General features: G+C 54.9%; 21 protein-coding genes. 10 read left to right on the top strand and 11 right to left on the bottom strand.

The features are described 5' to 3' along the window. Positions 1–273 precede the first annotated feature (273 nt). Both pykF and ynhH read right to left on the bottom strand, forming a co-directional pair. Complete coding sequence (gene pykF / locus ACW14G_RS10690) at positions 274–1,686, bottom strand: pyruvate kinase PykF (RefSeq protein WP_163447407.1); 1,413 nt, start codon at positions 1,684–1,686, stop codon at positions 274–276. Between the two features lie 7 nt (positions 1,687–1,693). Next, positions 1,694–1,900 (bottom strand): protein YnhH, encoded by a 207-nt coding sequence (gene ynhH / locus ACW14G_RS10685; RefSeq protein WP_425337848.1) that lies wholly within the window; start codon positions 1,898–1,900, stop codon positions 1,694–1,696. Between the two features lie 251 nt (positions 1,901–2,151). Between ynhH and fumD the strand changes: the two genes are divergently transcribed. Then, the gene (fumD, locus tag ACW14G_RS10680; protein WP_163447408.1) at positions 2,152–2,367 is read left to right on the top strand and encodes a fumarate hydratase FumD; all 216 of its coding nucleotides are present in this window, start codon (positions 2,152–2,154) and stop codon (positions 2,365–2,367) included. Between the two features lie 8 nt (positions 2,368–2,375). Here fumD and ACW14G_RS10675 read toward each other — a convergent pair whose 3' ends face one another. Then, complete coding sequence (locus ACW14G_RS10675) at positions 2,376–3,014, bottom strand: TetR family transcriptional regulator (RefSeq protein ID WP_223802506.1); 639 nt, start codon at positions 3,012–3,014, stop codon at positions 2,376–2,378. Positions 3,015–3,147: 133 nt separating this feature from the next. Here ACW14G_RS10675 and ACW14G_RS10670 point away from each other — a divergent pair, with 133 nt between their 5' ends. From ACW14G_RS10670 to ACW14G_RS10655, 4 genes are all read left to right on the top strand, one after another. Continuing rightward, entirely contained in the window at positions 3,148–4,998 is a 1,851-nt protein-coding gene (locus ACW14G_RS10670; protein WP_455648585.1) for a bifunctional sugar phosphate isomerase/epimerase/4-hydroxyphenylpyruvate dioxygenase family protein, read from the top strand. Positions 4,999–5,088: 90 nt separating this feature from the next. Beyond that, the gene (locus ACW14G_RS10665) at positions 5,089–6,438 is read left to right on the top strand and encodes an MFS transporter (protein ID WP_163447411.1); all 1,350 of its coding nucleotides are present in this window, start codon (positions 5,089–5,091) and stop codon (positions 6,436–6,438) included. Then, positions 6,428–7,264: a shikimate dehydrogenase family protein gene (locus ACW14G_RS10660; RefSeq protein WP_249021901.1), complete on the top strand. Its 837-nt coding sequence runs from the start codon at positions 6,428–6,430 to the stop codon at positions 7,262–7,264. Before ACW14G_RS10665 ends, ACW14G_RS10660 begins: the two co-directional genes overlap by 11 nt. A 67-nt stretch (positions 7,265–7,331) precedes the next feature. After that, entirely contained in the window at positions 7,332–8,072 is a 741-nt protein-coding gene (locus ACW14G_RS10655; protein ID WP_249021900.1) for a substrate-binding domain-containing protein, read from the top strand. Here ACW14G_RS10655 and ACW14G_RS10650 read toward each other — a convergent pair. Genes ACW14G_RS10650 through ACW14G_RS10640 form a run of 3 tightly spaced genes read right to left on the bottom strand, consistent with a single transcriptional unit; the run spans position 8,047 to position 10,863 of the window. Beyond that, positions 8,047–8,805, bottom strand: coding sequence for an ABC transporter ATP-binding protein (locus tag ACW14G_RS10650; protein ID WP_249021899.1), 759 nt, complete (start codon positions 8,803–8,805; stop codon positions 8,047–8,049). The genes ACW14G_RS10655 and ACW14G_RS10650 overlap by 26 nt on opposite strands. After that, positions 8,802–9,809 carry a FecCD family ABC transporter permease gene (locus ACW14G_RS10645; protein ID WP_249021898.1) on the bottom strand — a complete coding sequence of 336 codons (1,008 nt, stop codon included), beginning with the start codon at positions 9,807–9,809 and terminating at the stop codon, positions 8,802–8,804. The genes ACW14G_RS10650 and ACW14G_RS10645 overlap by 4 nt, the downstream gene beginning before the upstream one ends. Continuing rightward, a complete protein-coding gene (locus tag ACW14G_RS10640) occupies positions 9,796–10,863 on the bottom strand; it encodes an ABC transporter substrate-binding protein (RefSeq protein WP_455648584.1) in 1,068 nt (355 codons plus the stop codon). Before ACW14G_RS10640 ends, ACW14G_RS10645 begins: the two co-directional genes overlap by 14 nt. Positions 10,864–11,150: 287 nt before the next feature. Here ACW14G_RS10640 and ACW14G_RS10635 point away from each other — a divergent pair, with 287 nt between their 5' ends. Further along, positions 11,151–12,056, top strand: coding sequence for an alpha/beta hydrolase (locus tag ACW14G_RS10635; RefSeq protein ID WP_455648583.1), 906 nt, complete (start codon positions 11,151–11,153; stop codon positions 12,054–12,056). A gap of 23 nt (positions 12,057–12,079) precedes the next feature. Here the strand turns inward: ACW14G_RS10635 and ACW14G_RS10630 are convergent, their stop codons facing one another. Beyond that, positions 12,080–13,780: a penicillin-binding transpeptidase domain-containing protein gene (locus ACW14G_RS10630; RefSeq protein WP_411908089.1), complete on the bottom strand. Its 1,701-nt coding sequence runs from the start codon at positions 13,778–13,780 to the stop codon at positions 12,080–12,082. Between the two features lie 501 nt (positions 13,781–14,281). On the opposite strand from ACW14G_RS10630, the gene ACW14G_RS10625 reads away from it, so the two are divergent. The 3 genes from ACW14G_RS10625 to ACW14G_RS10615 are packed head-to-tail and all read left to right on the top strand — an operon-like array spanning position 14,282 to position 16,042. Further along, positions 14,282–15,427, top strand: coding sequence for a transglutaminase-like domain-containing protein (locus ACW14G_RS10625; RefSeq protein ID WP_249021895.1), 1,146 nt, complete (start codon positions 14,282–14,284; stop codon positions 15,425–15,427). After that, positions 15,405–15,761 carry a hypothetical protein gene (locus tag ACW14G_RS10620; protein WP_157093548.1) on the top strand — a complete coding sequence of 119 codons (357 nt, stop codon included), beginning with the start codon at positions 15,405–15,407 and terminating at the stop codon, positions 15,759–15,761. Before ACW14G_RS10625 ends, ACW14G_RS10620 begins: the two co-directional genes overlap by 23 nt. Further along, a complete protein-coding gene (locus tag ACW14G_RS10615; protein ID WP_064545815.1) occupies positions 15,758–16,042 on the top strand; it encodes a heavy-metal-associated domain-containing protein in 285 nt (94 codons plus the stop codon). Before ACW14G_RS10620 ends, ACW14G_RS10615 begins: the two co-directional genes overlap by 4 nt. 40 nt (positions 16,043–16,082) lie before the next feature. Here ACW14G_RS10615 and ompC read toward each other — a convergent pair whose 3' ends face one another. After that, positions 16,083–17,228: a porin OmpC gene (gene ompC, locus ACW14G_RS10610; RefSeq protein ID WP_455648582.1), complete on the bottom strand. Its 1,146-nt coding sequence runs from the start codon at positions 17,226–17,228 to the stop codon at positions 16,083–16,085. A gap of 355 nt (positions 17,229–17,583) precedes the next feature. Next, on the bottom strand, positions 17,584–21,111 hold the full coding sequence (gene nifJ / locus ACW14G_RS10605) for a pyruvate:ferredoxin (flavodoxin) oxidoreductase (protein WP_249021892.1): 3,528 nt from the start codon (positions 21,109–21,111) through the stop codon (positions 17,584–17,586). Positions 21,112–21,419: 308 nt separating this feature from the next. Here nifJ and ACW14G_RS10600 point away from each other — a divergent pair, with 308 nt between their 5' ends. Then, positions 21,420–21,686, top strand: a complete 267-nt coding sequence (locus ACW14G_RS10600; protein WP_064545809.1) for a putative hemolysin — start codon at positions 21,420–21,422, stop codon at positions 21,684–21,686. Between the two features lie 3 nt (positions 21,687–21,689). On the opposite strand, the gene hslJ is transcribed toward ACW14G_RS10600, so the two are convergent. Next, positions 21,690–22,130, bottom strand: a complete 441-nt coding sequence (gene hslJ / locus ACW14G_RS10595; protein ID WP_249021891.1) for a heat shock protein HslJ — start codon at positions 22,128–22,130, stop codon at positions 21,690–21,692. Positions 22,131–22,253: 123 nt separating this feature from the next. Next, the gene (locus ACW14G_RS10590; RefSeq protein ID WP_163447423.1) at positions 22,254–23,243 is read right to left on the bottom strand and encodes a 2-hydroxyacid dehydrogenase; all 990 of its coding nucleotides are present in this window, start codon (positions 23,241–23,243) and stop codon (positions 22,254–22,256) included. Positions 23,244–23,316: the final 73 nt, after the last annotated feature.

Below are 23,316 nucleotides of genomic sequence, written 5' to 3'. Positions count from 1 at the left end.
GTTACAAGTATTACACAAACTTTTTTATATTGAGAATATTTTTTTATGCGATTTCCCTTATTTTTGATCGTTCGCTCAAAGAAGCATCGACTTTACGGTTTTACGGGGAAAAAGTGTGTGAAAACAGAGGACTTCCATCGGATTCATCTTAGATAATCGAAGTTTAAATAGTGACAGCCTATTGGATTATTTATTGAGCTTCGTTATCAGAATGTATAAAAAAAGCGCCCGAGGGGCGCTTTTTTAGGCAAACTATAATAAGTATGTGAATTATTACAGTACGTGCACGGATGCGGTGTTGGTGGTGCCGCTCGGAACCAGCGCGCCGGAAACCATCACAACTACGTCGCCTTTCTGTGCCAGACCGCTTTCGACAGCGACTTCTTTACCCAGACGGTAGAAATCATCGGTAGAGTTGATTTCTTTGACAACCTGAGCGACAACGCCTTTGCTCAGCACCAGCTGACGTGCAGTGGTTTCGTTGGTGGTCAGCGCCAGGATGGTGGCATCCGGGAAGTATTTACGGATAGCGCGTGCGGATTTACCGCCCTGGGTGGCAACCACGATCAGCGGTGCGTCCAGTTTTTCTGCAGTTTCAACCGCGCCACGGCAAACGGCTTCGGTGATGCGCAGTTTACGGCTGTCGTTGTTGAATTCCAGACGGCTGGTCATCACGCGGTCAGTACGTTCGCAGATGGTCGCCATGATGGTGACCGCTTCCAGCGGGTATTTACCTTTCGCGGATTCGCCGGACAGCATCACTGCGTCGGTGCCGTCGAGGATGGCGTTAGCCACGTCGCCAGCTTCAGCGCGGGTCGGACGCGGGTTTTTGATCATGGAATCCAGCATCTGGGTCGCAGTGATAACCACTTTACGCGCGCGGATACATTTTTCGATGATCATCTTCTGCGCGAAGATAACTTCTTCAACCGGGATCTCAACGCCCATGTCGCCACGAGCAACCATGATGCCGTCAGAAGCTTCGAGGATTTCGTCGAAGTTGTTCAGGCCTTCCTGGTTTTCGATTTTGGAGATGATCTGGATGTTTTCGCCGCCGTGCGCTTTCAGGTGCTCACGGATTTCAACGACGTCAGAACGTTTACGGATAAAGGAAGCTGCAACGAAGTCAACGCCTTGCTCGCAGCCGAAGATCAGATCCTGTTTGTCTTTCTCAGCCAGTGCCGGCAGAGCGATAGAAACGCCCGGCAGGTTAACGCCTTTGTTTTCGCCCAGGTCGCCGTTGTTCAGCACTTTACAGATAACTTTGTTACCTTCGATAGCGGTGACTTCCATACCGATCAGACCATCGTCAACCAGTACGGTGTTACCAACGGACAGATCTTTGGTGAAACCTTCGTAGGTGACAGCAACGATTTCGCTGTTACCGACAACAGATTTGTCAGTGGTGAAAGTGAAGGTCTGGCCAGCTTTCAGGGAAACGTCGTTACCGCCTTCCAGCTTGATAGTACGGATTTCCGGGCCTTTGGTATCCAGCAGGATAGCGGCTTTCTTACCGGTTTTGCTCATCACGTTGCGCAGGTTCTGGATGCGCTGACCGTGTTCAGCATAGTCGCCGTGGGAGAAGTTCAGACGCATAACGTTCATGCCCGCGTCGAGCATTTTGCCTAACATCTCTTCGGATTCGGTTTTCGGCCCGATGGTGCAAACAATTTTGGTCTTTTTCATGACAGTCTTAGTCTTTAAGTTGAGATTGAGAAGGATTAGGATTTTGAATTCTCGCTCCATGCGCGCACGGCCACGGAGTCAAACCTGTATTACGAAAGTTGCTATGCCACGCCATAAGAATAGGTGACATAAAAAAAGCGTGCAGAGGAAAGTGTGCTAGAGGTTCAGCATAGTCAAAAAGGCGATGTTTTAATCGTTTATTGATGTAGTCCAATGAGCTGAAACCATTCAAGAAAGAAACGCGGCGGATTATACGATGTTATGGCGAAAAAAGAAAATAAAAACGCTGTTTCAAAAACAAAACTAGCTAATTAACAAAACAAAAACGATTTTTTTGTGAAAATGTAACACTGGCGATGCGCAACACGCGGTTTGCTCGCGCATTCTGACTGGCGTGAATTTGCTTTCTGGGCGAAACGAACCAATAATAAATTGATTATTAATGGAAATTAGCGAGCGTAAACGATGGGAAATCAGGCGAAAGACGACGTTTTATACCAGGAAATGTGTCGCGTAGTGGGCAAAGTGGTGCTGGAAATGCGCGATTTAGGCCAGGAACCTAAGCATATTGTGATTGCCGGGGTGCTGCGCACGGCGCTGGCGAATAATAAGGTCCAGCGCGCTGAGCTGACGCGTGAAGCGATGCAAAAAGTGGTCACGGCGCTTTCAGGGCAGCCGTAACTCGCTGATTAGGCGATAACGAAGCGCAGAATCGATTTCACCGCCAGATCGCTGTGATGGCGAATGAGCGCTTCATCATCAATATCCGGAAGCGGACCTTCAAGATAGAGGCTATTAAAGCTGTAGAAGTTCGACACCTGATAGAAGCTGAAGCTGCTGATGAGCCGATGAACGTCGCGGGCCTCGAGCGCGGGCTGAAAAATCCCCAGTTCTTGTCCGCGGTGTAGAATTTGCTCCAGCAGGGAGAGGGCGCTTTTGTTCAGGCGCTTTAAATCGCCGGAAGCCAGCAGCCATTTTCCGCGCTGCATATTCTCCATACAGATAATCCGCATAAAGTCCGCATGTTCGACATGATAGCGAACGCTCCATTTCACCAATTGTACCAGCGCCTCGACCGGCGGCAGGTTCTCCAGCCCGAGCTGTTGTTCCGTTTCGCGAATGCGCGAATAAACATATTGCAGAACCGCCTGGTACAGCAGCTCTTTGGTTTTGAAGTAGTAAACCACCATCCGTTTAGTGGTCTGCGCCTCGGAGGCAATTTGCTCCATGCGTGCGCCAGCTAGCCCATGCTCGGCGAACACCGCAATGGCGGCGGTAAAAATCCGTGTTTTTAGCGACTGTGCATCATCTTGAGCAATGGCTGACATAACAACTCCTGTTCATTTTTTACCGGGCACAAAAAATACACACAATGATCACAATTTAGCAACCAATTCTGGCGTCGCTGAACCAAATGATTCATATTCGATGCAACTGTTACAGCGTGAGCCAGGTGAAACTATGTTGCGTTCTATTGCTACCGTATCCATTTCCGGAACCCTGCCTGAAAAACTGAGCGCGATTGCAGCGGCGGGTTATCAGGGCGTTGAAATCTTCGAAAACGATTTGCTCTATTATACCGGTACGCCAGCGGATGTCCGTAACATGGCCGACGATCTGGGGCTCAAAATCACGCTGTTTCAACCGGTTCGCGATTTTGAGGGCGGCACACGGGCCCAGTTCGCGGCCAACCTGGCGCGAGCGAAGCGCAAGTTTGCGCTGATGCATGAACTGGGGTGCGACACGCTGCTGCTGTGCAGCAACGTGCAGGCTGACAGCTCCGCCGATTTCGAACAGCAGGTGGCTGACCTGCGGGCGCTGGCGACGCTCGCGGAGCAGGAAAATATCCGTATTGGATATGAAGCGCTGGCGTGGGGGGCCCACGTAAACCGCTGGTATCAGGCGTGGGAGCGGGTGAAAGCGGTGGATAGCCCGGCGATGGGCATTGTGCTCGACAGCTTCCATATTCTGGCGCTCGGCGACGATCTTAGCCGCTTGCACGAAGTGCCAATGGACAAAATCACTTTCCTCCAGCTCGCCGACGCACCATTGATGAAAATGGACGTGCTCGAGTGGAGCCGCCATTTCCGCTGTTTCCCGGGGCAGGGTGAACTGCCGCTGGTGGAATTTACCCGTGAGTTGACCCGCTTAGGCTACCGTGGGCCATGGTCGCTGGAAATCTTTAACGACGGTTTCCGCGCCTCACCGAACGGCGCGACGGCGAAAGATGGTTACCGCTCGCTGCTGTGGCTGGAGGAGCAAACCCGCCGCGCGCTGGGAGAAAGCGACGCCGAACTCTTTCACACCGCCGATCTCCCAACCTTTAAAGACATCGAATTTATTGAGTTTGCCGCCAGCCCCGCTGAGGCGAAAAAGCTGGGCGTCATGCTCAATGGCATGGGTTTTCAATTGGCAGGGATGCACCGTTCCAAACAGGTCGCGCTGTGGAGCAACGGCGGTGCACGGGTGATTATTAACTATCAACCGTACAGTTGGGCCGATCACTTCTATCAACGCCACGGCGTTTCACTGTGTGCGATGGCTCTGCGCGTCAGCGCCAGCGCGCCGATCGTCGCCCGCGCCAGAGCTTACGGCTATGCGACCTGGCAGGGAGAGGTCGGGCCGAATGAGAGTACCATCCCGGCGGTGTGCGCGCCGGACGGCAGTCTGGTTTATCTGGTGGATGATGAGAAAGATATCTACGCGCAGGATTTCAATCTTACCGCTGCGGCGACCGACGGACAGCTTTTAGGTATCGACCATTTGGCGCTCGGTATGGAGGCTGACAGCCGCGATAACTGGGTGATGTTCTTCCGTGCGGTGCTGGGGTTCACGCTGGAACATGAGCAGACCATGCCCGACCCTTACGGTCTGGTGCGCAGCCTGGCGGTGCAAAGCCCGCAGGGCAACGTGCGCCTGGCGCTGAATATTTCCCAAAGCCGCGCGACGCAAATTGCCCGCTCGGTGGCGTGTTATCAGGGGGCCGGTTTACAGCATGCGGCGTTCGCCAGCGACGATCTGCCCACTTTCCTGGAAAATCAGCCGCTGGCGGCCTCGCTGTCGCTGCCGGTACCGGCCAACTATTACGAGGATTTACAGGCGCGCTTCGGCGACGCGGCCCAGGTGGAAACCTTGCAGCGTCAGCAGATTCTCTACGATCGCGACGGTGCCGGCGGCGAGTTTTTACATCGCTACACCTGGCCGTTCAGCGAAGGACGCTTCTTCTTTGAATTAACCGAAAGACGCCACGGCTACGCGCAATATGGCGCGGTCAATGCCGCTGTGCGACTGGCGGCTATGCAGTACCGTTAGCGGAAAGATGTACCACCCGGTACGCTGACGGCGAAGGACAGACCATAACTATAAACTTTCATCTGCACTCGACAACGACAGGTAAACACTATGAACTCACTCGGCCAAAATCGCGTGGCTACCGCTGAGGCGGTTAACGCGGTACCCCGCTCCCGGCGGCGCATTGGTATTCTGGCGCTGCTGGCAGTGGGGACCATGATTAACTATCTCGACCGCACCGTGCTGGGCATCGCCGCGCCGCAGCTCACTCAGGAGCTGGGTATCAGCGCGGCGGTGATGGGGATTGTCTTTTCCGCCTTTGCCTGGACCTATGCGCTGGCGCAAATTCCGGGCGGTATGTTCCTCGACCGGTTTGGTAATAAGGTGACCTATTTCCTGGCCCTTAGCTTCTGGTCGCTGTTCACGCTGTTCCACGGTTTCGCCGTGGGGCTGAAAACGCTGCTGCTGTGCCGTTTTGGCCTTGGCGTCAGCGAAGCGCCGTGCTTTCCGGTCAATAGCCGGGTGGTCAGCGCGTGGTTTCCGCAACACGAGCGCGCAAAAGCGACCGCCGTTTATACCGTTGGTGAATATCTCGGACTGGCCTGCTTCGCGCCGCTGCTGTTCTGGATCATGGATGGTTTTGGCTGGCGCACGCTGTTTATTACCGTTGGCGTGGTCGGGCTGCTGTTTGCGCTGGTCTGGTGGCGTCACTATCGCGAACCGCATGAGGACCGCCGTCTGAGTCAGCAGGAGCGCGAGTACATCACCGCGGGCGGCGGCATGACCACCGGCGCCGAGCAGCGTAAAGCCTTTAGCTGGCCGCTGGTCCGCCAGCTGTTGCGCAAACGGCAGATTATTGGTGCCAGTATTGGTCAGTTTGCGGGCAATACCGTGCTGGTGTTTTTCCTGACCTGGTTCCCGACCTATCTGGCTACCGAACGTCATATGCCATGGCTGAAGGTTGGCTTCTTTGCCATTCTGCCATTCCTGGCGGCGGCGGGCGGCGTGATGTTCGGCGGTTGGGTGTCTGACAAATTGCTGAAAGCGACCGGCAGCGCCAATCTGGGCCGTAAGCTGCCGATTATCGCCGGCCTGCTGATGGCGAGCAGTATTATCAGCGCCAACTGGCTCTCGAGCGACACGGCGGTGATCCTGGTCATGTCGTTTGCCTTCTTCGGGCAGGGGATGGTCGGCCTTGGCTGGACCTTAATTTCCGACATGGCGCCAAAAGGATTGGGCGGCTTGACCGGCGGGTTGTTTAACTTCTGCGCCAATCTGGCGGGTATTCTCACGCCGCTGGTGATCGGTTTTATCGTTGCCGCCTTTGGCAATTTCTTCTACGCCCTGGTTTACATCGGCGGCGCGGCGCTGCTCGGCGTGGTGGCGTATGTGTTTATTCTCGGTGACGTGAAGCGCATCGAACTGGATCTGCCTGAGCAGGAGGGGACACATGCAAATTAGTGGGCATACGCGGTTAATTGCTCATCTGGGTTATCCAACCGAAAGTTTTAAAGCGCCGATGATCTACAACCCCTGGTTTGCCGACCAGGACGTGGATGTCAAAGTGGTGCCGATGGGGGTGAAGCCGGAAGACTATGCGGCGCTGATCCCCACGCTGTTTTCACTCACCAATATCGCGGGGGCGCTGGTGACCATGCCGCATAAAATCGCCACCTGTGAACTGGTCGACCGGATGAGCCCCACCGCGCAGATTGCCGGAGCCTGCAACGCGATTCGCCGGGAAGCCGACGGTTCGCTGACCGGCGATATGTTTGATGGCGACGGCTTTGTGCGCGGTATTCAGCGCAAGGGGTTTCGCACTACTGGCGCGCGAGCGCTGGTGGTGGGCAGCGGCGGCGTGGGGTCAGCGATTGCCGCCTCGCTCGCATCGGCAGGCGTTAGCGCGTTGACGTTGGTGGATGCCCGCGAAAGCGCGGCGCAGGCGCTGGCCGATCGTTTGATCGCGCACTATCCGCAGCTGAAGCTGACGGTGATGGCGAGCGATCCGGCGGGACATTCGCTGGTGGTCAACGCAACGCCGCTTGGTATGTCGCCCGGCGATCCGCTTCCGCTGGATGTCGAACGTCTTGATGCGGGGACATTTGTCGGCGAGGTGGTGATGAAGCAGGAATACACACCGTTGCTACAGGCAGCGATGGCCCGCGGCTGCCCGGTGCAGCGAGGTACCGATATGCTGTTTGAAATGATCCCGGCCTACCTGGACTTCTTCCATCTGCCGGTGGCGACGCCGGAGCAACTGCAGGCGCTGGCGGAAATTCGCTACTAAAGTGCTGGTCAATAGCGTAATAGCCCGGATAATATAACGCTTATGTTCGGGCTATGACCTTGCGCTTATGCACTCCACATTGACACTGATGGCGGCGGGAAGCCTTCGCCGCGCATTGATTCCCCTCCAGGCGGCGTTTACCGCGCAGACCGGTATTCCGGTTTCGCTGGTTTTTGGCCCGGCGGGGCTTCTGCGTGAACGGATCGAGAATGGCGAGCGGTGCTCGCTGTTTGCCTCGGCGAACCGTCAGCATCCGCAAACGCTTTGTGCTGCGGGGCGCGCCCGCGGTCTCCATCTGTTTGCCCGTAATAAGCTGATGTTGACTGTTCGAAATACGCCGCAGACGACGGGGAAAACGTTGCTGGAGCTGCTGGCGGATACAACGCTGCGGCTGGGAACCTCCACACCGCAGTGCGATCCTTCCGGCGACTATACGTGGCAGCTGTTTGAGCGTATTGAACAGAGCCATCCTGGATTGGGTCACGCGCTAAAACAGCGCGCAATACCGCTGGTTGGCGGCCGCGATTCGCTCACGCTACCGAACGGCGTCATCGCCAGTCGATGGTTGATTGATGAAGGGCACGCCGATCTGTTTATCGGCTATGCGCACTATGCGGCGGCACTGGCGAATCAGGCAGAAATACGATGTGTGACGATTCCTGCGCCGTGGAACATCTACTGTGATTACTATCTGACCCTGCTGAATGAGCATGACGCCGCGCACTCGTTATGCCGGTTTATTCTCGGTGAAGAGGGGCAGCGCTGTTTACGTGACGCCGGGTTTATGTCGCCGGCCGACGAATGCTAAAGAGCGGCGTCACCACCGGAGACGGATACCCCTCAAGCTGGAGCCGACGAACCTGCACGCCGTAAGCATGCTGGAGATTCTCTTCCTGCACCACCTCCGGCGTTGGCCCGGCCAACCACTGGTTACCCGGCATCAGCAGCAACGTGTGGCTGGCGACCTGTAGCGCATGCGTGGGATCGTGCGTGGTAAACATCACCGTGCGCGACTGGTTGTGCGACAGATCGCTAATCAGCTGCAATACCGTTTGCTGATTGCCCAGGTCAAGCGCTGAACAGGGTTCATCCAACAGGATATTCTGACTGGCGCCGACCAGCGCGCGGGCGATCATCACCAGTTGCTGCTGGCCGCCAGAGAGGGTGCTGAATAGCGTCTCGGCCAGGTCAGCGATATTTAGCTGTGCCAGCGCATCAAGCACCTGACGTTCATCTTCTTTCTGCGGCTGAGCGAAAAGGGCGATATGTCGCGCACGCCCCATCAGCACCACCTCTTTTACCCGCCAGCCGAAGGCCGGACGGAATGACTGCGGCACGATCCCCACTCCGCCGGAGGCCTTCACGCTGCCAGAAAGCGCCGGTAAAACGCCGGTAATGGTATCGAGTAAGGTACTTTTACCGCGACCGTTGGCGCCAAGGACTGCCCATATCTCACCGGGCTGGCAATGCAGGTTCAGCGGCGTAAACAGCGCAGACTGATGACCATATTCCAGCTGCGATAGCGTTAGCGTCGGTGTCATTTCAGCATCCCTTTACGGCTGGCCCGTACCAGCATCACGGCAAATAAGGGGGCGCCGACCAGCGCGGTAATGATCCCAATGGGAATCTCGGCGGCGGTCAGCGTGCGCGCGAGGTCATCGACCACAATCATAAAACAGGCCCCCATCCAGAAGGCACAGGGGAGCAAACGACGATGATCGGCACCGCAGAGCATCCGCGCCAGATGTGGGATCACCAGCCCCACCCAGGCAATACTGCCGCTGACCGCCACCTGCGCGGCAACCAGCAGTGCGCAGCAGAGCAGTACGCCGCGGCGCAGTGCGGTGACGCTGACGCCCAGCGCGCGGGCATCTTTGTCGTCCAGCGACAGCAGGTTGATGCGCCAACGCAGCCGGTACAGCACCAGCGCGGCGGCGATCACTGGAAGGGTCAACAACAGGACTTTGTGCCAGTTGGCGGTCGCGAAACTGCCCAACAGCCAAAAGACGATGTTGGGGAGCACTTCTTCAGTATCCGACAGGTACTGCATCAGGCTGACCAGCGCGGCAAAGAAACCGCTGAGCACGATCCCCGCGAGAATCAGTACCAGCGTGTTCTCTCGACCCTGAAGTGCTGCCAGCAGATACACCAGCATCAGCGCCAGCAGACCAAAGAAGAAAGTGGTGGCCATCATCAGCGGCATACTCAGCCTGAGCAGAATTGCCAACGTCCCGCCAAACGCGGAGCCGGAGGTGACGCCGATAATGTGCGGATCCACCAGCGGGTTCTGGAATACGCCCTGTAAGGTGGCACCGCACAGGCCAAGCGCGCCGCCGGCCAGCAGGGCGAGCAAAATACGCGGTAGGCGAACGTCCCAGACAATCTGATGGGCGATCGTTAACGTATTATGCGGCTGAGCAAACTGAGCCAGCACCTGGCCTATCGACAGCTTGTATTGGCCCAGACAGAGAGAAGACACCGCCACGGCCAGAGTGAGCAGCATCAGGCCAGCCTGTATCGTTTTGGTGTGACTACTGATGCGCATTTGGCCGCCAGTCGGTACGATAAAAGCGTTGGTAGTAATCCTGAGCCTGCGCGTCGACATCAATATCTTTATAGCGTTCCGGGTAGAGCTTTTTCGCCATCCACAGTTCGCCTATGGCTAATGCTTCCGGCATGGGGTAGCCCCAGGCTTTCGCGTATTCCGGCATCAGCCACACGCGATGATTTTTCACCGCGTTAATGCCTTGCCACTGCGGGTCGTTGACTATCTGCTTGACCACCTCGGGATAACGGTCCTGCACGAAAATCACCTGCGGATTCCACTGCAATACCTGTTCCAGCGAAACCTGACGCGCGCCTTTTACCGTGGCGGCGGCGACGTTCATCGCTCCGGCATGTTGCATCATCAGGCCGGTGTATTTACCGAAACCGTAGGTGTTCAGGTCCGGATTGGCCATATAGACACGCACTTTTTCCGCCGCCGGAATATCCGCGACCGGCGCGTTAAATCGGGCGCGTGCGGCAAAGGTGTAGTCTATCAATGCATCCGCCTGGGCGGTGCGGTTGACCACTTCGCCAATCAGCCGAATACCTTGCTTGAGCCCGTCGTTGTAAGCCTGTTCCTCATTGGCCATCGAGGGATTCATTTTGTTTTTCTCACCCGCCGCGTCCTGGCGCAGAGAAATGGCTACTACCGGGATCCCGGCGTTCGTTATCTGCTGAATCATCGCCGCTGGCGCGTAGTTGGCGATAAACACCACCTGCGGATGCAGCGCCAGCAGGCTTTCCATATTCACCTGGGTCAGATCGCCGGGCATCGGCAGTTTGACAATGCCGGGCATAAAGCGCGCGAACTCTGGCCCGAGCTGTTTTTTCCAACTGCTTAATACGCCGACGATATCGTCGGCGGCGTTGAGCTGCACGAGCAGGTTGAGCGTCTGGTGCTGGAGCACCACAACACGATTCACGGTATCAGGCAGGGTGACTTTGCGACCAAGTTGATCGGTGACGGTGCGCTCGGCCAGCGCAGGCGTTGCGGCTGTCAGACTGGCACAGGCCAGCGTCAAGCTCAGGAGTAAACGTTGTAATGTAGACATGTATTGCTCATCGAGGAGGGAATTAATCGATGTGTATTTGATTATATAACGAAGAAAAATGCAAATCCTGTGGGCGGAATACCCCGAATGGCTTATGAGAAAATACCCAGCGACGAAAAGAGCCGCAGGGGATTACCGCATTCCTATAGCGGTGCGTAGAACCCTGGCAATGAAGATTCTGTATAAATCTACAGCTCGAGGTTTTTTTTGAATTTAGCCCGACAGTCTTCATTTTTCCCTCTTATTTATCTGCTTAACTGAAAACTCTTTCGCGTCAGAGTGACACTATGCGGCGTCGTCAATTTCTTCTCGGTTTGAGTGCCACGCTGTTGGCAGCGAGGGCGGGGCTGTCTTTATCCACGCCTTCAGACGTCTCGACAGAGATGCTGCCACTATGGCCGGGAATTCCGCCCGGCGGCGGCGGTCCAACGGGGCCAGTGCAACTGAGCGTGCATGGGGCGCAGCGTCATATTGCCGTTCCCTTCCTCACGATTCTGACGCCGTTCAGGGCGAATGGGCACGGTGTGCTGGTCGCACCGGGCGGTGGTTATACCCGCGTTGAGATGGCGAAGGAGGGCTGGCCCGCCGCGCGCTGGTTGGTAGCCCGAGGTTATACCGCTTATATACTCAGCTACCGCCTGCCGGGAGAAGGCTGGCACGACGGCTCTCGCGTTGCTTTACAGGATGCCCAGCGGGCGTTGCGCATCATCCGTCAGCGGGAGAAGCGGGTGAGCGTGCTGGGATTTTCCGCCGGAGGGCATCTGTTGGGAATGGCGGCAACGTGCGCTGACGAGCGCAGCTATACGCCGCTTGATGTGCTGGACAGCCTACCGGCGCGAGCTGATGGCGCGGCGCTGATTTATCCCATCGTGACGCTGGAGAAACCTTACAGCCACACGTCAACGCATCGGGTATTGGTGGGGAAGAATGCGACGCAGGCGCAGGATGCCGCCTGGTCAGTACAACATTACGTGACGCCAACGACTCCACCGATGTTTCTGGTCCAGGCGGAAGATGATTCGGTGTCCGATCCGCACAACACCTTAATTTTACAGACGGCCTGCCTCCGTGAAGGCGTATCGGTAGAAATGCATCGTTATCCTTCCGGGGGGCATGGCTTTGGGATGGGCAGGGCTGGAACCCAAACTCTCGCGTGGCCTGAGCAGTATGAAAAATGGCTGCGGGAACGATAAACACCGCAGCCAAATTTGGGGGCTTACTGTATCAGCGCGTCCGGCGCGATATTCATATTCTTCAATACCGGACCCATGATGTTGCCGAAAATCGGCGCCGCGACGGAACCGCCGAAGTGAGTGCCGGCAGTGGGGTTGTTAACGACCACGACCAGTGCGACCTCCGGGTGACTAACCGGCGCGACGCCTGCTGTGTAGTTCACATAGCCGCCGTCATACTTGCCGCTATCGCCCAGTTTTTCAGCGGTCCCTGTTTTGGTCGCCAGCCGATACCCCGGCACCGCCGCCCGCACGCCGCTGCCGCCGGGAAGCACGTCGCTTTCCATCATATGTACCACGGTTTTGACGATCGACGGATCGGCCACCTGCTGGCCCATTACCGGCGGGGTCACTTTGGTGATCGACAGGGGACGATAGACCCCAAACGAGCCCAGGGTGGCGTATTCGCGGGCTATCTGCAGCGGCGTGACGCGTAATCCGTAGCCGAAGGAGAAGGTCGCGCGTTCAATATCGGCCCACTGCCGACGGTGTAGCGGAAAATAGCCTACGCTTTCCCCGCTAAGCCCCAGGCCAGTGGGTTTGCCGAGACCGAACGCCTGATAGGTATCAACCAGCGCCTGTGCCGGCATCGCTAGCGCAATATGAGAAACGCCGATATCGCTCGATTTTTGCAGAATACCGGTTGGCGTAAGCTGTGGCCAATGGCCCACGTCGCGAATCAGATGGCCATTGACGCGATAAGGGGTGGTATCCAGCAAAGTATTTGGCTGAATAATGTTTCTCTCCAGCCCCTCGATAATTACCAACGGCTTGACCGTGGAACCGGGTTCGAAACTGTCGTTAATCGCCACATCACGCATTTGCGTTTGTGTGGCGTTATCGAAATTGTTGGGGTTGTACGAGGGGTAAGAAGCCATAGCCAGGATCTCACCGGTATCAATTTTGACCAGCACCGCCGCGCCTGAGTCCGCTTTATTCAGCAGCACGCCGTCGCGCAGTTTGCTGTACAGCGTATATTGGTCAAATTTATCAATGCTGAGTTGAACGGTTGGCGGCTGTTTTGGCGCGTCATAATCGAGGACGTTAATAATACCGCCATTAGCGTCTTTACGATAAATTTCCTTGCCCGGTTCGCCCTGTAAAATAGAATCGTAGCCACGTTCTACGCCGTTCAGGCCATTATTATCGGCCCCCACAATGCCGATTAAAGGCGCTGCCGCTTCCCCCATAGGGTAGAAACGACTGTCGTCATACACCTCGCTGATACCTTTTATATGCAGATCGGCGATATCTTTCGCAATCCCAAGCTCAACTTTGCGTCCCAGGAATAGAAAATGACGGTGCGCATTCTGATAAATTTTGTTCGCAATTTGATCGGGGGTGGTATTCAACGCGGAAGCGAGATATTGCCATTTTGCATCGCGGAAATTCGGACTGGCCTCAACAATTTTGACCGGATCGACCACAACGTCACGTGACGGGACGCTCATGGCGAGCGCCTCGCCATCGCGGTCGACCAGCGTGCCGCGGTTTGTCGGCAACACTACGGTGCGCAGTGAACGCTGATCGGCCTCTTTTGCCAGCATAGGGTGATTTAAAAATTGCAGGTCGGCGACTCTAACCAATAAAACCCCCAGGCAGCCAAGGATGCCCAGACAAATTATTGTGTAACGAGACGTAATAAATGAGTCTTTATTTTGTTTTTCTGTTGATTTTCTTTTCATTTGTAACATAAAACCACATGAATTTTTATTTTTTATTTTAAATTGCCCACCGGCCGGGATTTATCAATGGCCGCATTAATGCAATATAAATACCCATTTACAGGCGACTTCGCGAAACAGTTTACAGCTAATGCTATTGATAACAAGCCATTAAGTTAACATATTATTTCATCGTCACGGGCTTATTCACGCACGGTATGCTCAGCAAATCAGGGGTAAATCGTGAAGAATAGCGACAAGCATGAACCTGCAACGAGATACTTTACCTCTGAAATTATATGGGTATTTTTCTTATGAAAAGGCGTTAATCAGAATAATCTGTAGGCCTGCGTTTTTATCATTTTTATAACATCATGCTGTTCTGGCCTGAGACATTTTAACCATAAGGGATTTTATGGCCTCTTATTCATTGTGGTGATGAATACATGGCCGCATAATAGCGGCCAACCTCCGCAGGTGCGGGGTTAAGCGCCAGCTTTTTCTGGTGATGAAGGATACACAATGCAAAGGCGTAACTTCCTGAAAGGTGCCGCAGCCCTCTCAACGCTGGGGCTGGTGAGCCCGGTTTTTGCTAAAACAGAAACGCAGGCTCAGCCTGCTGTCTCAGCTTCCGGCAAATACCGCCGCTTCATTATGACCCAAACCTATAGCCTGAAGGCACCGGAAGGCTCTTCCGGGAAGGTGAATTTGTGGATCCCCATCCCGGAAGAGACCGCCTTCCAGCAACTGATCAATCTCTCCTTCAGCGGCAACTATCAAAGTGCCACGCTGAATGCCAATAATCGCTATGGCGCGAAAATGTTGTACGTGACGTGGCCGGCCTCAAACGGACCGCTGGATATTAACGTGGAGATGGAAATTGAAACCCGCGACTGGGAAGTGTTGAAAGACAACCGTCTCACTGACTGGCAGTTGCCGGGGGAAGGGGCGGTGATCCCCGATGAGATTAAACCTTTCCTGCAGGCGACGGCGCATATTCCGGTGGATGGGCTGGTGAAAGAGACCGCGCTGAAAATTATCGGCAACGAAAAAGCGCCGCTGAAACAGGCGCGTCTGATTCATGACTGGGTCAGCACCCATATGCATCGTGATGACGCGGTCATAGGTTGCGGAACCGGCGATGTCGGGGAGATCCTGAAAACCGGCAAGCTCGGTGGCAAATGTACCGACATTAACTCGGTGTTTGTCGCACTGTGCCGTGCGGTCGGCATTCCGGCACGTGAAATGTTTGGCATCCGTTTAGGCGCGAGCCGCAAGCTTAATCAATACTCCACGAAAGCATTTGGCAGCGCCGACGATAAAGGCGTGGCCAAAATCAGCGGCGGTCAACACTGTCGCGCGATGTTCTGGTTAGCCGGTTTCGGCTGGATGCCAGCAGACCCGGCAGACGTGACCAAAATGCGTCTGACAGAGAAAAAAGAGAATGGCGACCCGTCGGTCACCGCGGTGAACGATTATCTGTTTGGTAACTGGGAAATGAACTGGGTGGGATTCAACCATGCGCGTGATTTCGCACTGTCGCCAGCCGCGGAGCAGGGTGACGTGAATAACCTGGGCTATCCGTATGCGGAAGTCGACGGCGATCCGCTGAATTTCTACGACCCAGCTGCTTTTAGCTACGACTATGTCAGCGTCGAACAGCATTAAGGGCGGCGTGTTAACGTTGCTCGCGGCGATCGTAGCCGCGGGCGCGTCAACGCTGTGCTGCATTGGGCCGCTGCTGTATCTGGTGTTTGGGGTTTCCGCTGCCGGGTTGGTGGGTATTCCGGGGGCGTCCTGGCTGCAAATCCCGATGATTATTGTCGCCGTTGGTCTGATGGCGCGCGGATTCTGGCGTCTGCATCTGTCGTCGAAACCGGTATGCGTTAACGTCGTAAGCCGTCGGGTGCTGGTGTGGTTGTATTGGCTGGCGGTGCCGTTAGTGCTGGCCTTGATTACCTATCCTTATGTATTACCCTGGATCTGGGAGTGGATGGAATGAAAAAAGCCGTGTGTCTGGCGTTACTGATGTTTACGCCACTGGGCTGGGCGGCCGATAAATTGGTCACCATTGATGTCGGCGAAATGAACTGCCCGCTGTGCGTGATTTCCATTAACCAGGCGCTGCGCAGCACCGATGGCGTGATTAAGGCGAAAGCTTCGCTGAAAACGCGTCAGGCGGAAGTGGTGGTGCCGGAGAATTTTGATAATCAGCGGCTATTAGCAGCGATTGCCAAAACCGGATTTAAAGGGGAAATCCACGGCGAAAGCGTGGTGCAGTAAATAAAGAAAACCCGCCATGGCGGCGGGTTTTTTAATCGTATTAGAACTGGTAAACCATACCCAGCGCAACGATGTTGTCGGTAGAAATACCGTTTTCCTGATAGAAGGAATCGTTGCCGTCCAGCAGGTTGATTTTATAATCAACGTAGGTGGACATGTTTTTGTTGAAGTAGTAAGTCGCGCCAATATCCATGTATTTAACCAGATCTTTGTCGCCAACGGAGTTTGCGCTCACATTGTTGTTGCCGGTGTACAGATCTTTGCCTTTAGATTGCAGGTAAGAAATTGCCGGACGCAGGCCGAAATCAAACTGGTACTGTGCGGTAACTTCAAAGTTCTGCGTTTTATTCGCAACACCGGTGTCGTTGCCGTACGGGGTCATATTACGAGTTTCAGAATACATTGATGCCAGATAGATATTGTTAGCATCGTATTTCAGACCTACAGTCCATGCGTCAGCTTTATCGCCGCCAGCTGTAGTTCCGTTGATCTGATCGTTTGTACGATCTGAGGTTGCGTATGCAGCGGAAGCGCTGACACCCATACCCAAGTCGTAAGAGGTGGAGATACCGAAGCCGTCGCCGTTGTCGTAGCGCACATCGCTATCCTTAACATCGCCACGGTTATTGGTTCCTACGTCGTCGGTGCCCTGGCTTTCGTTTTTACCCTGATACTGCAGAGCAAAGTTCAGGCCATCAACCAGACCGAAGAAATCAGTGTTACGGTAAGTTGCAACACCGTTAGCACGACCAGTCATAAAGTTGTCAGAGTTGGTGTAGGAGTCGCCACCGAACTCTGGCAGCATATCTGTCCAGCCTTCAACGTCGTACAGCACGCCGTAGTTACGACCGTAGTCGAATGAACCGTAATCGCCGAATTTCAGACCTGCAAACGCCAGACGAGTCCAGTTGTTCGCGCCATCACCTTCAGTTGAGTTTGCCTGGACGTTATATTCCCACTGGCCGTAACCAGTCAGCATATCGTTAATCTGAGTTTCACCTTTGAAACCGAAGCGGACGTAAGTCTGATCGCCATCTTTCTTAGAATCGCTGGAGAAATAATGCAGACCATCTACCTTGCCATAGATGTCTAATTTGTTGCCGTCTTTATTATAAACTTCTGCGGCATGAGCTGCGCCTGCGGCTAACAGGGCAGGAATAACGAGGGCCAGTACTTTTCTGTTCATTGAATATATTCCTTTAGTATTTTTTATACGCGCACTTTCTGAATAAGAAAGCACAGTCATGCTAATAGAGACGAATCTGATATGGTAAATAACATTTGTTACAGCATGAGTAAAATCTAAAGGATATAATTCTGCTGAAATGATGATAATTATCGTGAATGATTTGTGCGGATATATATAAAATAAAAATTATACAAATAAAAATCGCTGACGTAAGCTACAGCCGTTATATGCCTTTTTGTCACACAACGTATTTATGTTGCCGTGTGTCTTTAATATTCTTCGTCATCTTAAAATGACAAGCCCGAATTGATATTCGGGCTTTTTTTATGGTTTGAGAATGACCTTAATTCGGTTATTCCTGCGGCGTCGGTTTTTCCGCCTTGCCGGCCATCATGGCGAGGAAGTCGTAGCGTTTTTGCAGATCCTCTGCCGCATCCTTCCATAGCTGTTCGGCGACGTCTGGTTGCTGGCTGTTCAAACGGCGGAAACGCTGTTCGTTCATTAACGTCTCGGCCAGCGCGTCTGACGGCGGACGGGAATCCAGCGCCAGCGGGATTTTACCTTCGTCGGCGCGACGTGGGTCGAAGCGGAACAGCGGCCAGAAGCCGGTAGCGGTAAGCTGGCGCATCTGATCGTGGCTGAGCGCCAGATCGTAACCGTGCTCTTCGCAAGGGCTGTAAGCGATAATAATCGACGGACCCGGATAGGACTCGGCTTCCTGAATCGCTTTCACCGTCTGGTTAAGCTGTGCGCCCAGTGAGATTTGCGCCACGTAGACATGACCATACATCATCATGCTGACGCCCAAATCTTTCCGTGCTTTACGTTTACCGTGCTCACCAAACTTGGTCACCGCGCCGAGTGGCGTCGCTTTTGAAGCCTGGCCGCCGGTGTTGGAATAGCATTGGGTATCGAGCACCAGAATATTGACGTTCTCGGTCAGGCTCATCACATGATCCAGACCGCCGAAGCCGATATCGTAGGCCCAGCCGTCGCCGCCAATCAGCCAGATAGACTTCTCGACCAGCGCGTCAGCATCGGTCAGCAGCTCTTCCGCACCTTCCACGCCGGTTAATGCGCTACGCAACGCCGCCACCTGTTCGCGGCGCACCTCTGGCGTGGCGTCCGTATGCAAAGCTTCGTTCAGCTCAGCAGGGATGTGTTCCGCAAAGCCGTCCAGCAGACGCATCACACGCTGGCGATGCTGATCGACCGTTAAACGGAAGCCCAAACCAAACTCGGCGTTATCTTCAAACAGCGAGTTAGCCCACGCTGGTCCGCGGCCGTTCGCGTCGGTGGTATATGGCGTAGAGGGCAGGTTACCGCCGTAGATAGACGAACAGCCGGTGGCGTTGGCAATCAGCATACGGTCGCCGTACAGCTGCGTCAGCAGCTTGATATACGGTGTTTCACCGCAGCCAGAACAGGCGCCGGAATATTCAAACAGCGGGGTGATCAACTGTGAAGTACGGATATCAATGCGTTCCAGTGCGGTGCGATCGATTTCCGGCAGGTCGAGGAAGAAGTCATAGTTCACTTTCTCTTCTTCAACATGCTCCAGACGCGACATCATATTGATGGCTTTGATCTCTGGGTTCTGACGGTCTTTCGCCGGGCATACCTCAACGCACAGGTTACAGCCGGTGCAGTCTTCCGGCGCAACCTGCAGGACATATTTCTGACCGCGCATATCGCGCGATTTCACGTCCAGCGAATGCAGAGACGCCGGGGCGTTTTCCATCGCGTCTGGTGAGACTACTTTTGCACGAATCGCCGAGTGCGGGCAGGCGGCCACGCAGTGGTTACACTGGGTGCAGAGATCTTCTTTCCAGATAGGGATCTCTTCGGCGATATTGCGTTTTTCCCAGCGCGTGGTACCGACCGGCCAGGTGCCATCCGGCGGCAGCGCGGACACCGGCAGGGCATCACCGAGGCCAGCAAGCATGGCGGCAGTGACGGTTTTAACGAAGTCTGGCGCGGCGTCAGAAACCACCGGTGGGCGGTTTGGACTGCTGGCGTTGACCGGCTGTAGCGGCACTTCAAACAGGGATTCTCGGGCCAGCGCCAGCGCTTGCCAGTTACGCTCAACCAGATCCTGACCTTTGCTGCTATAGCTTTTCGCGATGGCGTTTTGCAGCTCCATCAGCGCGCTATCGCCCGGCAGAATTTGCGTGAGGTGGAAGAACGCCATCTGCATCACGGTATTAATACGTGCCGCCAGGCCACATTCACGGGCGATTTTGGCGGCGTTAATCACATAAAAGCGCGCGTGCTTTTGATTCAGCACCGCCTGCACTTCCTGCGGTAGTCGCGCCCACACTTCATCGGCGCTGTACGGCGTATTGAGCAGGAAAATACCGCCAGGCTTCAGGCGCTCGGCCATCTGGTATTTATCAATAAACTGTAGCTGGTGACAGCCGACAAAATCGGCCTGTGCGACGAGATAAGCAGAGCGAATCGGGTTATCGCTCACGCGCAGGTGCGAGACCGTCAGGCCACCGGCCTTTTTAGAGTCGTAGACGAAGTAACCCTGAGCAAACCACGGCGTAGAGTTACCGATAATTTTGATGTTGTTTTTGGTCGCCGACACGCTGCCGTCGCTGCCCAATCCGTAGAACAACGCCTCCAGCCGCGCGTGAGATGGCAGGGTGTTTTCCATCTGCGGCAGGGAGAGGTTCGTGACATCATCATAAATACCGACGGTGAAGCGCGATTTTGGCTTCGCCTGCGACAGCTCGTGGAAAATCGAGAGCACGCAGTCCGGGCCGAACTCTTTTGACGACAGGCCATAGCGGCCGCCAATCACCCGCGGCAGCGTTTCACGCTCGCCCTGGTTGAAGGCTTCCGCCAACGCGGTCATCACGTCAAGATACAGCGGCTCGGCCAGAGCGCCCGGCTCTTTGGTGCGGTCAAGCACCGCGACGCTGCGTACGCTTTCCGGCAGCGCCTGCAATAAATGTTTCGCCGAGAACGGACGATAGAGGCGCACTTTCAGCACACCCACTTTTTCGCCGCGCGTCAGCAGTTCATCCACCACTTCTTCACAGGTGCCGATCGCCGACCCCATAATAACGATAACGCGTTCCGCCTGCGGATGGCCGTAATATTCAAACGGTTTATAGCTTCGACCGGTGGCGTCGGCAAAATCATTCATCGCCTGCTCAACGTGATCGTAAACCGCGTTGTACCACGGGTTGGTGGCTTCACGAGACTGGAAGTAAGTGTCCGGGTTTGCGGAGGTACCGCGAATAACCGGATGCTCCGGGTTCAGGGCGCGGGCGCGGTGTGCGGCGATGTCTTCCTGCGGCAGCAGGCCGCGGATCGTATCGTCGGCCAGCGGCACGATTTTGTTAATCTCATGCGACGTGCGGAACCCGTCGAAGAAGTGAATAAACGGCACGCGGCTCTTGAGCGTCGCAATATGTGAAATCAGCGCAAAGTCCTGCGCTTCCTGCACGCTACCGGCGCACAGCATGGCGCAGCCGGTCTGGCGTACCGCCATCACGTCGGAATGGTCGCCAAAAATAGACAACGCGTGGGTCGCGACAGTGCGCGCCGCCACATGCAGCACAAACGGCGTCAATTGCCCGGCCAGCTTATACAGCGTGGGGATCATCAGCAGGAGACCCTGCGATGAGGTAAATGAGGTCGACAGTGCGCCGGTCTGCAAGGCCCCATGCACGGCGCCGATGGCCCCAGCTTCGGACTGCATCTCTACCACGCGTGGGACGTCGCCCCAAACGTTTTTAAGCCCGTTTCCCGCCCACGCGTCAGCCTGTTCAGCCATGGTTGAGCTCGGCGTGATCGGGTAAATGGCGATGACTTCGCTGGTACGGAACGCAACCGAGGCGACCGCACCATTACCGTCAATTGTGATCATTGATATGACACCTTACATTGCGCAAAAAATAGGTTCACGGGTTTACCCATCAACCGGGAATTTGTCCTTAATTGACACATCGCTCTTAGGGATGATGTTAAGTGAAGTTTAGCAAACCCGGCGCTGAATCATTTTTGCTTTTGTGTCCTTGGGGCGCGTCTGTATCAATGATACGAATGTTTTGAGCCACAAAATTGCGAGAAAATGTTTCTACAACGCATAAATGCGCACTTCGTCTCTCGACGGAGCGGCCAGCGCTGCCTATGATGCTTAGGTTTGTTCTTATTTTTGCGATACGGAGAGAAGAGATGCGAGCTGCGTTTTTAGTCGGGTGTGCGGCGCTATTATTATCCGCGTGCAGCAGTGAACCTGTTCAGCAGGCAACGGCGGCACACGTGACGCCGGGAATGCGAGCGGCAATGTCCAGCTCGGGCGAAGCGAACTGCGCGATGATTGGCGGGTCACTTTCCGCCGCGCGCCAGCTGGACGGCTCCAGTATCGGTATGTGCGCGCTGCCAAACGGTAAACGTTGCAGCGAACAGTCTCTTGCTACCGGCACCTGCGGCAGCTACTAAGCCTTAATGCATCAGATCGGCCAGGCGATAGACCAGCGTCTGGTCCGCTGTGGCGAGCGTCAGCTGTTGTTCGGTTAAATCAACCTGCGCGCCCTGACGCAGCATGTTGCTGAACGTGGCATCCAACTCATTAAGCTGGGCGTCGCTGCAAAGTTTGCGCGTCATGGCGAGCTCGCTCGTCTTTAGCTCGCCTTTGTGCAGGGTCGCGGTGCCGGAAAAGCCGTTACACATGTTGCCCGACACATAAATCTTTTCAAGAATCGGCTGCTTTTCGCCAAAGCTCAGCTCGAGCGGGGCGCCTTTGCTGCTCACCGTTTTACCGTTCACACTCTCTAAAACAAAGCGGTGATGCTGAAGCTGGTCAGCGTTCGTTGACATTTTGCTGTTGTAGACGCATCCAGAGAGAAGGGCGGCCGCAGCCAGCACGAAAAATACGTTCTTCATAGTACAGGACTTCTTATTAATCATTTGCGGTGTGAATATGTTTGAAGCATAACTGTACTGCGGGAGGTGTCTGTGGGGCTTATCCGAAAATGCTCCCCGACCGTAGCCGGGGAGTGTGGTGTATCAGGCGATAGCGTTAGGGCAATCAGTGCCTGTATCGATCTGCTGCAGGTTTTGCAGAGTGGTTTCTGAGATGCTGGTCAGTGCTTCAGCAGTCAGAAACGCCTGGTGGCCGGTGAACAGCACGTTGTGGCAGGCTGAGAGACGGCGGAATACGTCATCCTGGATCACATCGTTAGACTTATCCTCAAAGAACAGATCGCGCTCGTTCTCATATACGTCCATCCCCAGTGCGCCGATTTTCTGCGTTTTTAGGGCTTCAATCGCGGCCTGAGAGTCAATCAACGCGCCACGGCTGGTATTGACGATCATCACGCCATCTTTCATCTTCTCAAACGCGCTGGCGTTCAGCAGATGATAGTTCTCAGGGGTGAGCGGACAGTGCAGGGAAATCACGTCGGACTCGGCAAACAGCGTCGGCAGGTCGACATATTCAACGCCCAGCTCCAGCGCAGCAGCGCTAGGATACGGGTCAAACGCCAGCAGGCGCATACCAAAGCCTTTCAGAATACGCAGTGCCGCGACGCCGATTTTCCCGGTGCCAATCACGCCTGCGGTTTTACCGAACATGGTGAATCCGGTTAGCCCTTCCAGCGAGAAGTTAGCATCACGCGTACGCTGATAGGCGCGGTGAATGCGGCGGTTCAATGTCATCATCAGCCCGATGGCGTGCTCGGCCACGGCTTCCGGATCGTAAGCGGGCACGCGAACCACGCGCAGACCCAGCTCTTTCGCTGCGTCGAGGTCGACGTTGTTGAAGCCCGCGCAGCGCAGCGCGATATACTTCACGCCGTTCTTTTTCAACTCTTCCAACACCGGACGGCTACCGTCGTCGTTAACGAAAATACAGACCGCTTCACAGCCATGGGCGGTTTTGGCGGTTTTTTCCGTTAACAGGAAATCAAAAAACTCAAGCTCAAAGCCATATGCCTGGTTAACATTTTGCAGGTACTTTTTGTCGTACTGCTTAGTACTGTAAACGGCGATTTTCATGAGACTTTTCTCCAATGATTTTAGAGTCAAGTTAGCATAATTCAAAAATTCTTACAAAATATAAAAATGTTTT

Source organism: Kluyvera sp. (assembly GCF_965301105.1).
The sequence above is the reverse complement of the archived record's forward strand: the minus strand, read 5'-3'. Positions and strand labels throughout refer to the sequence as shown.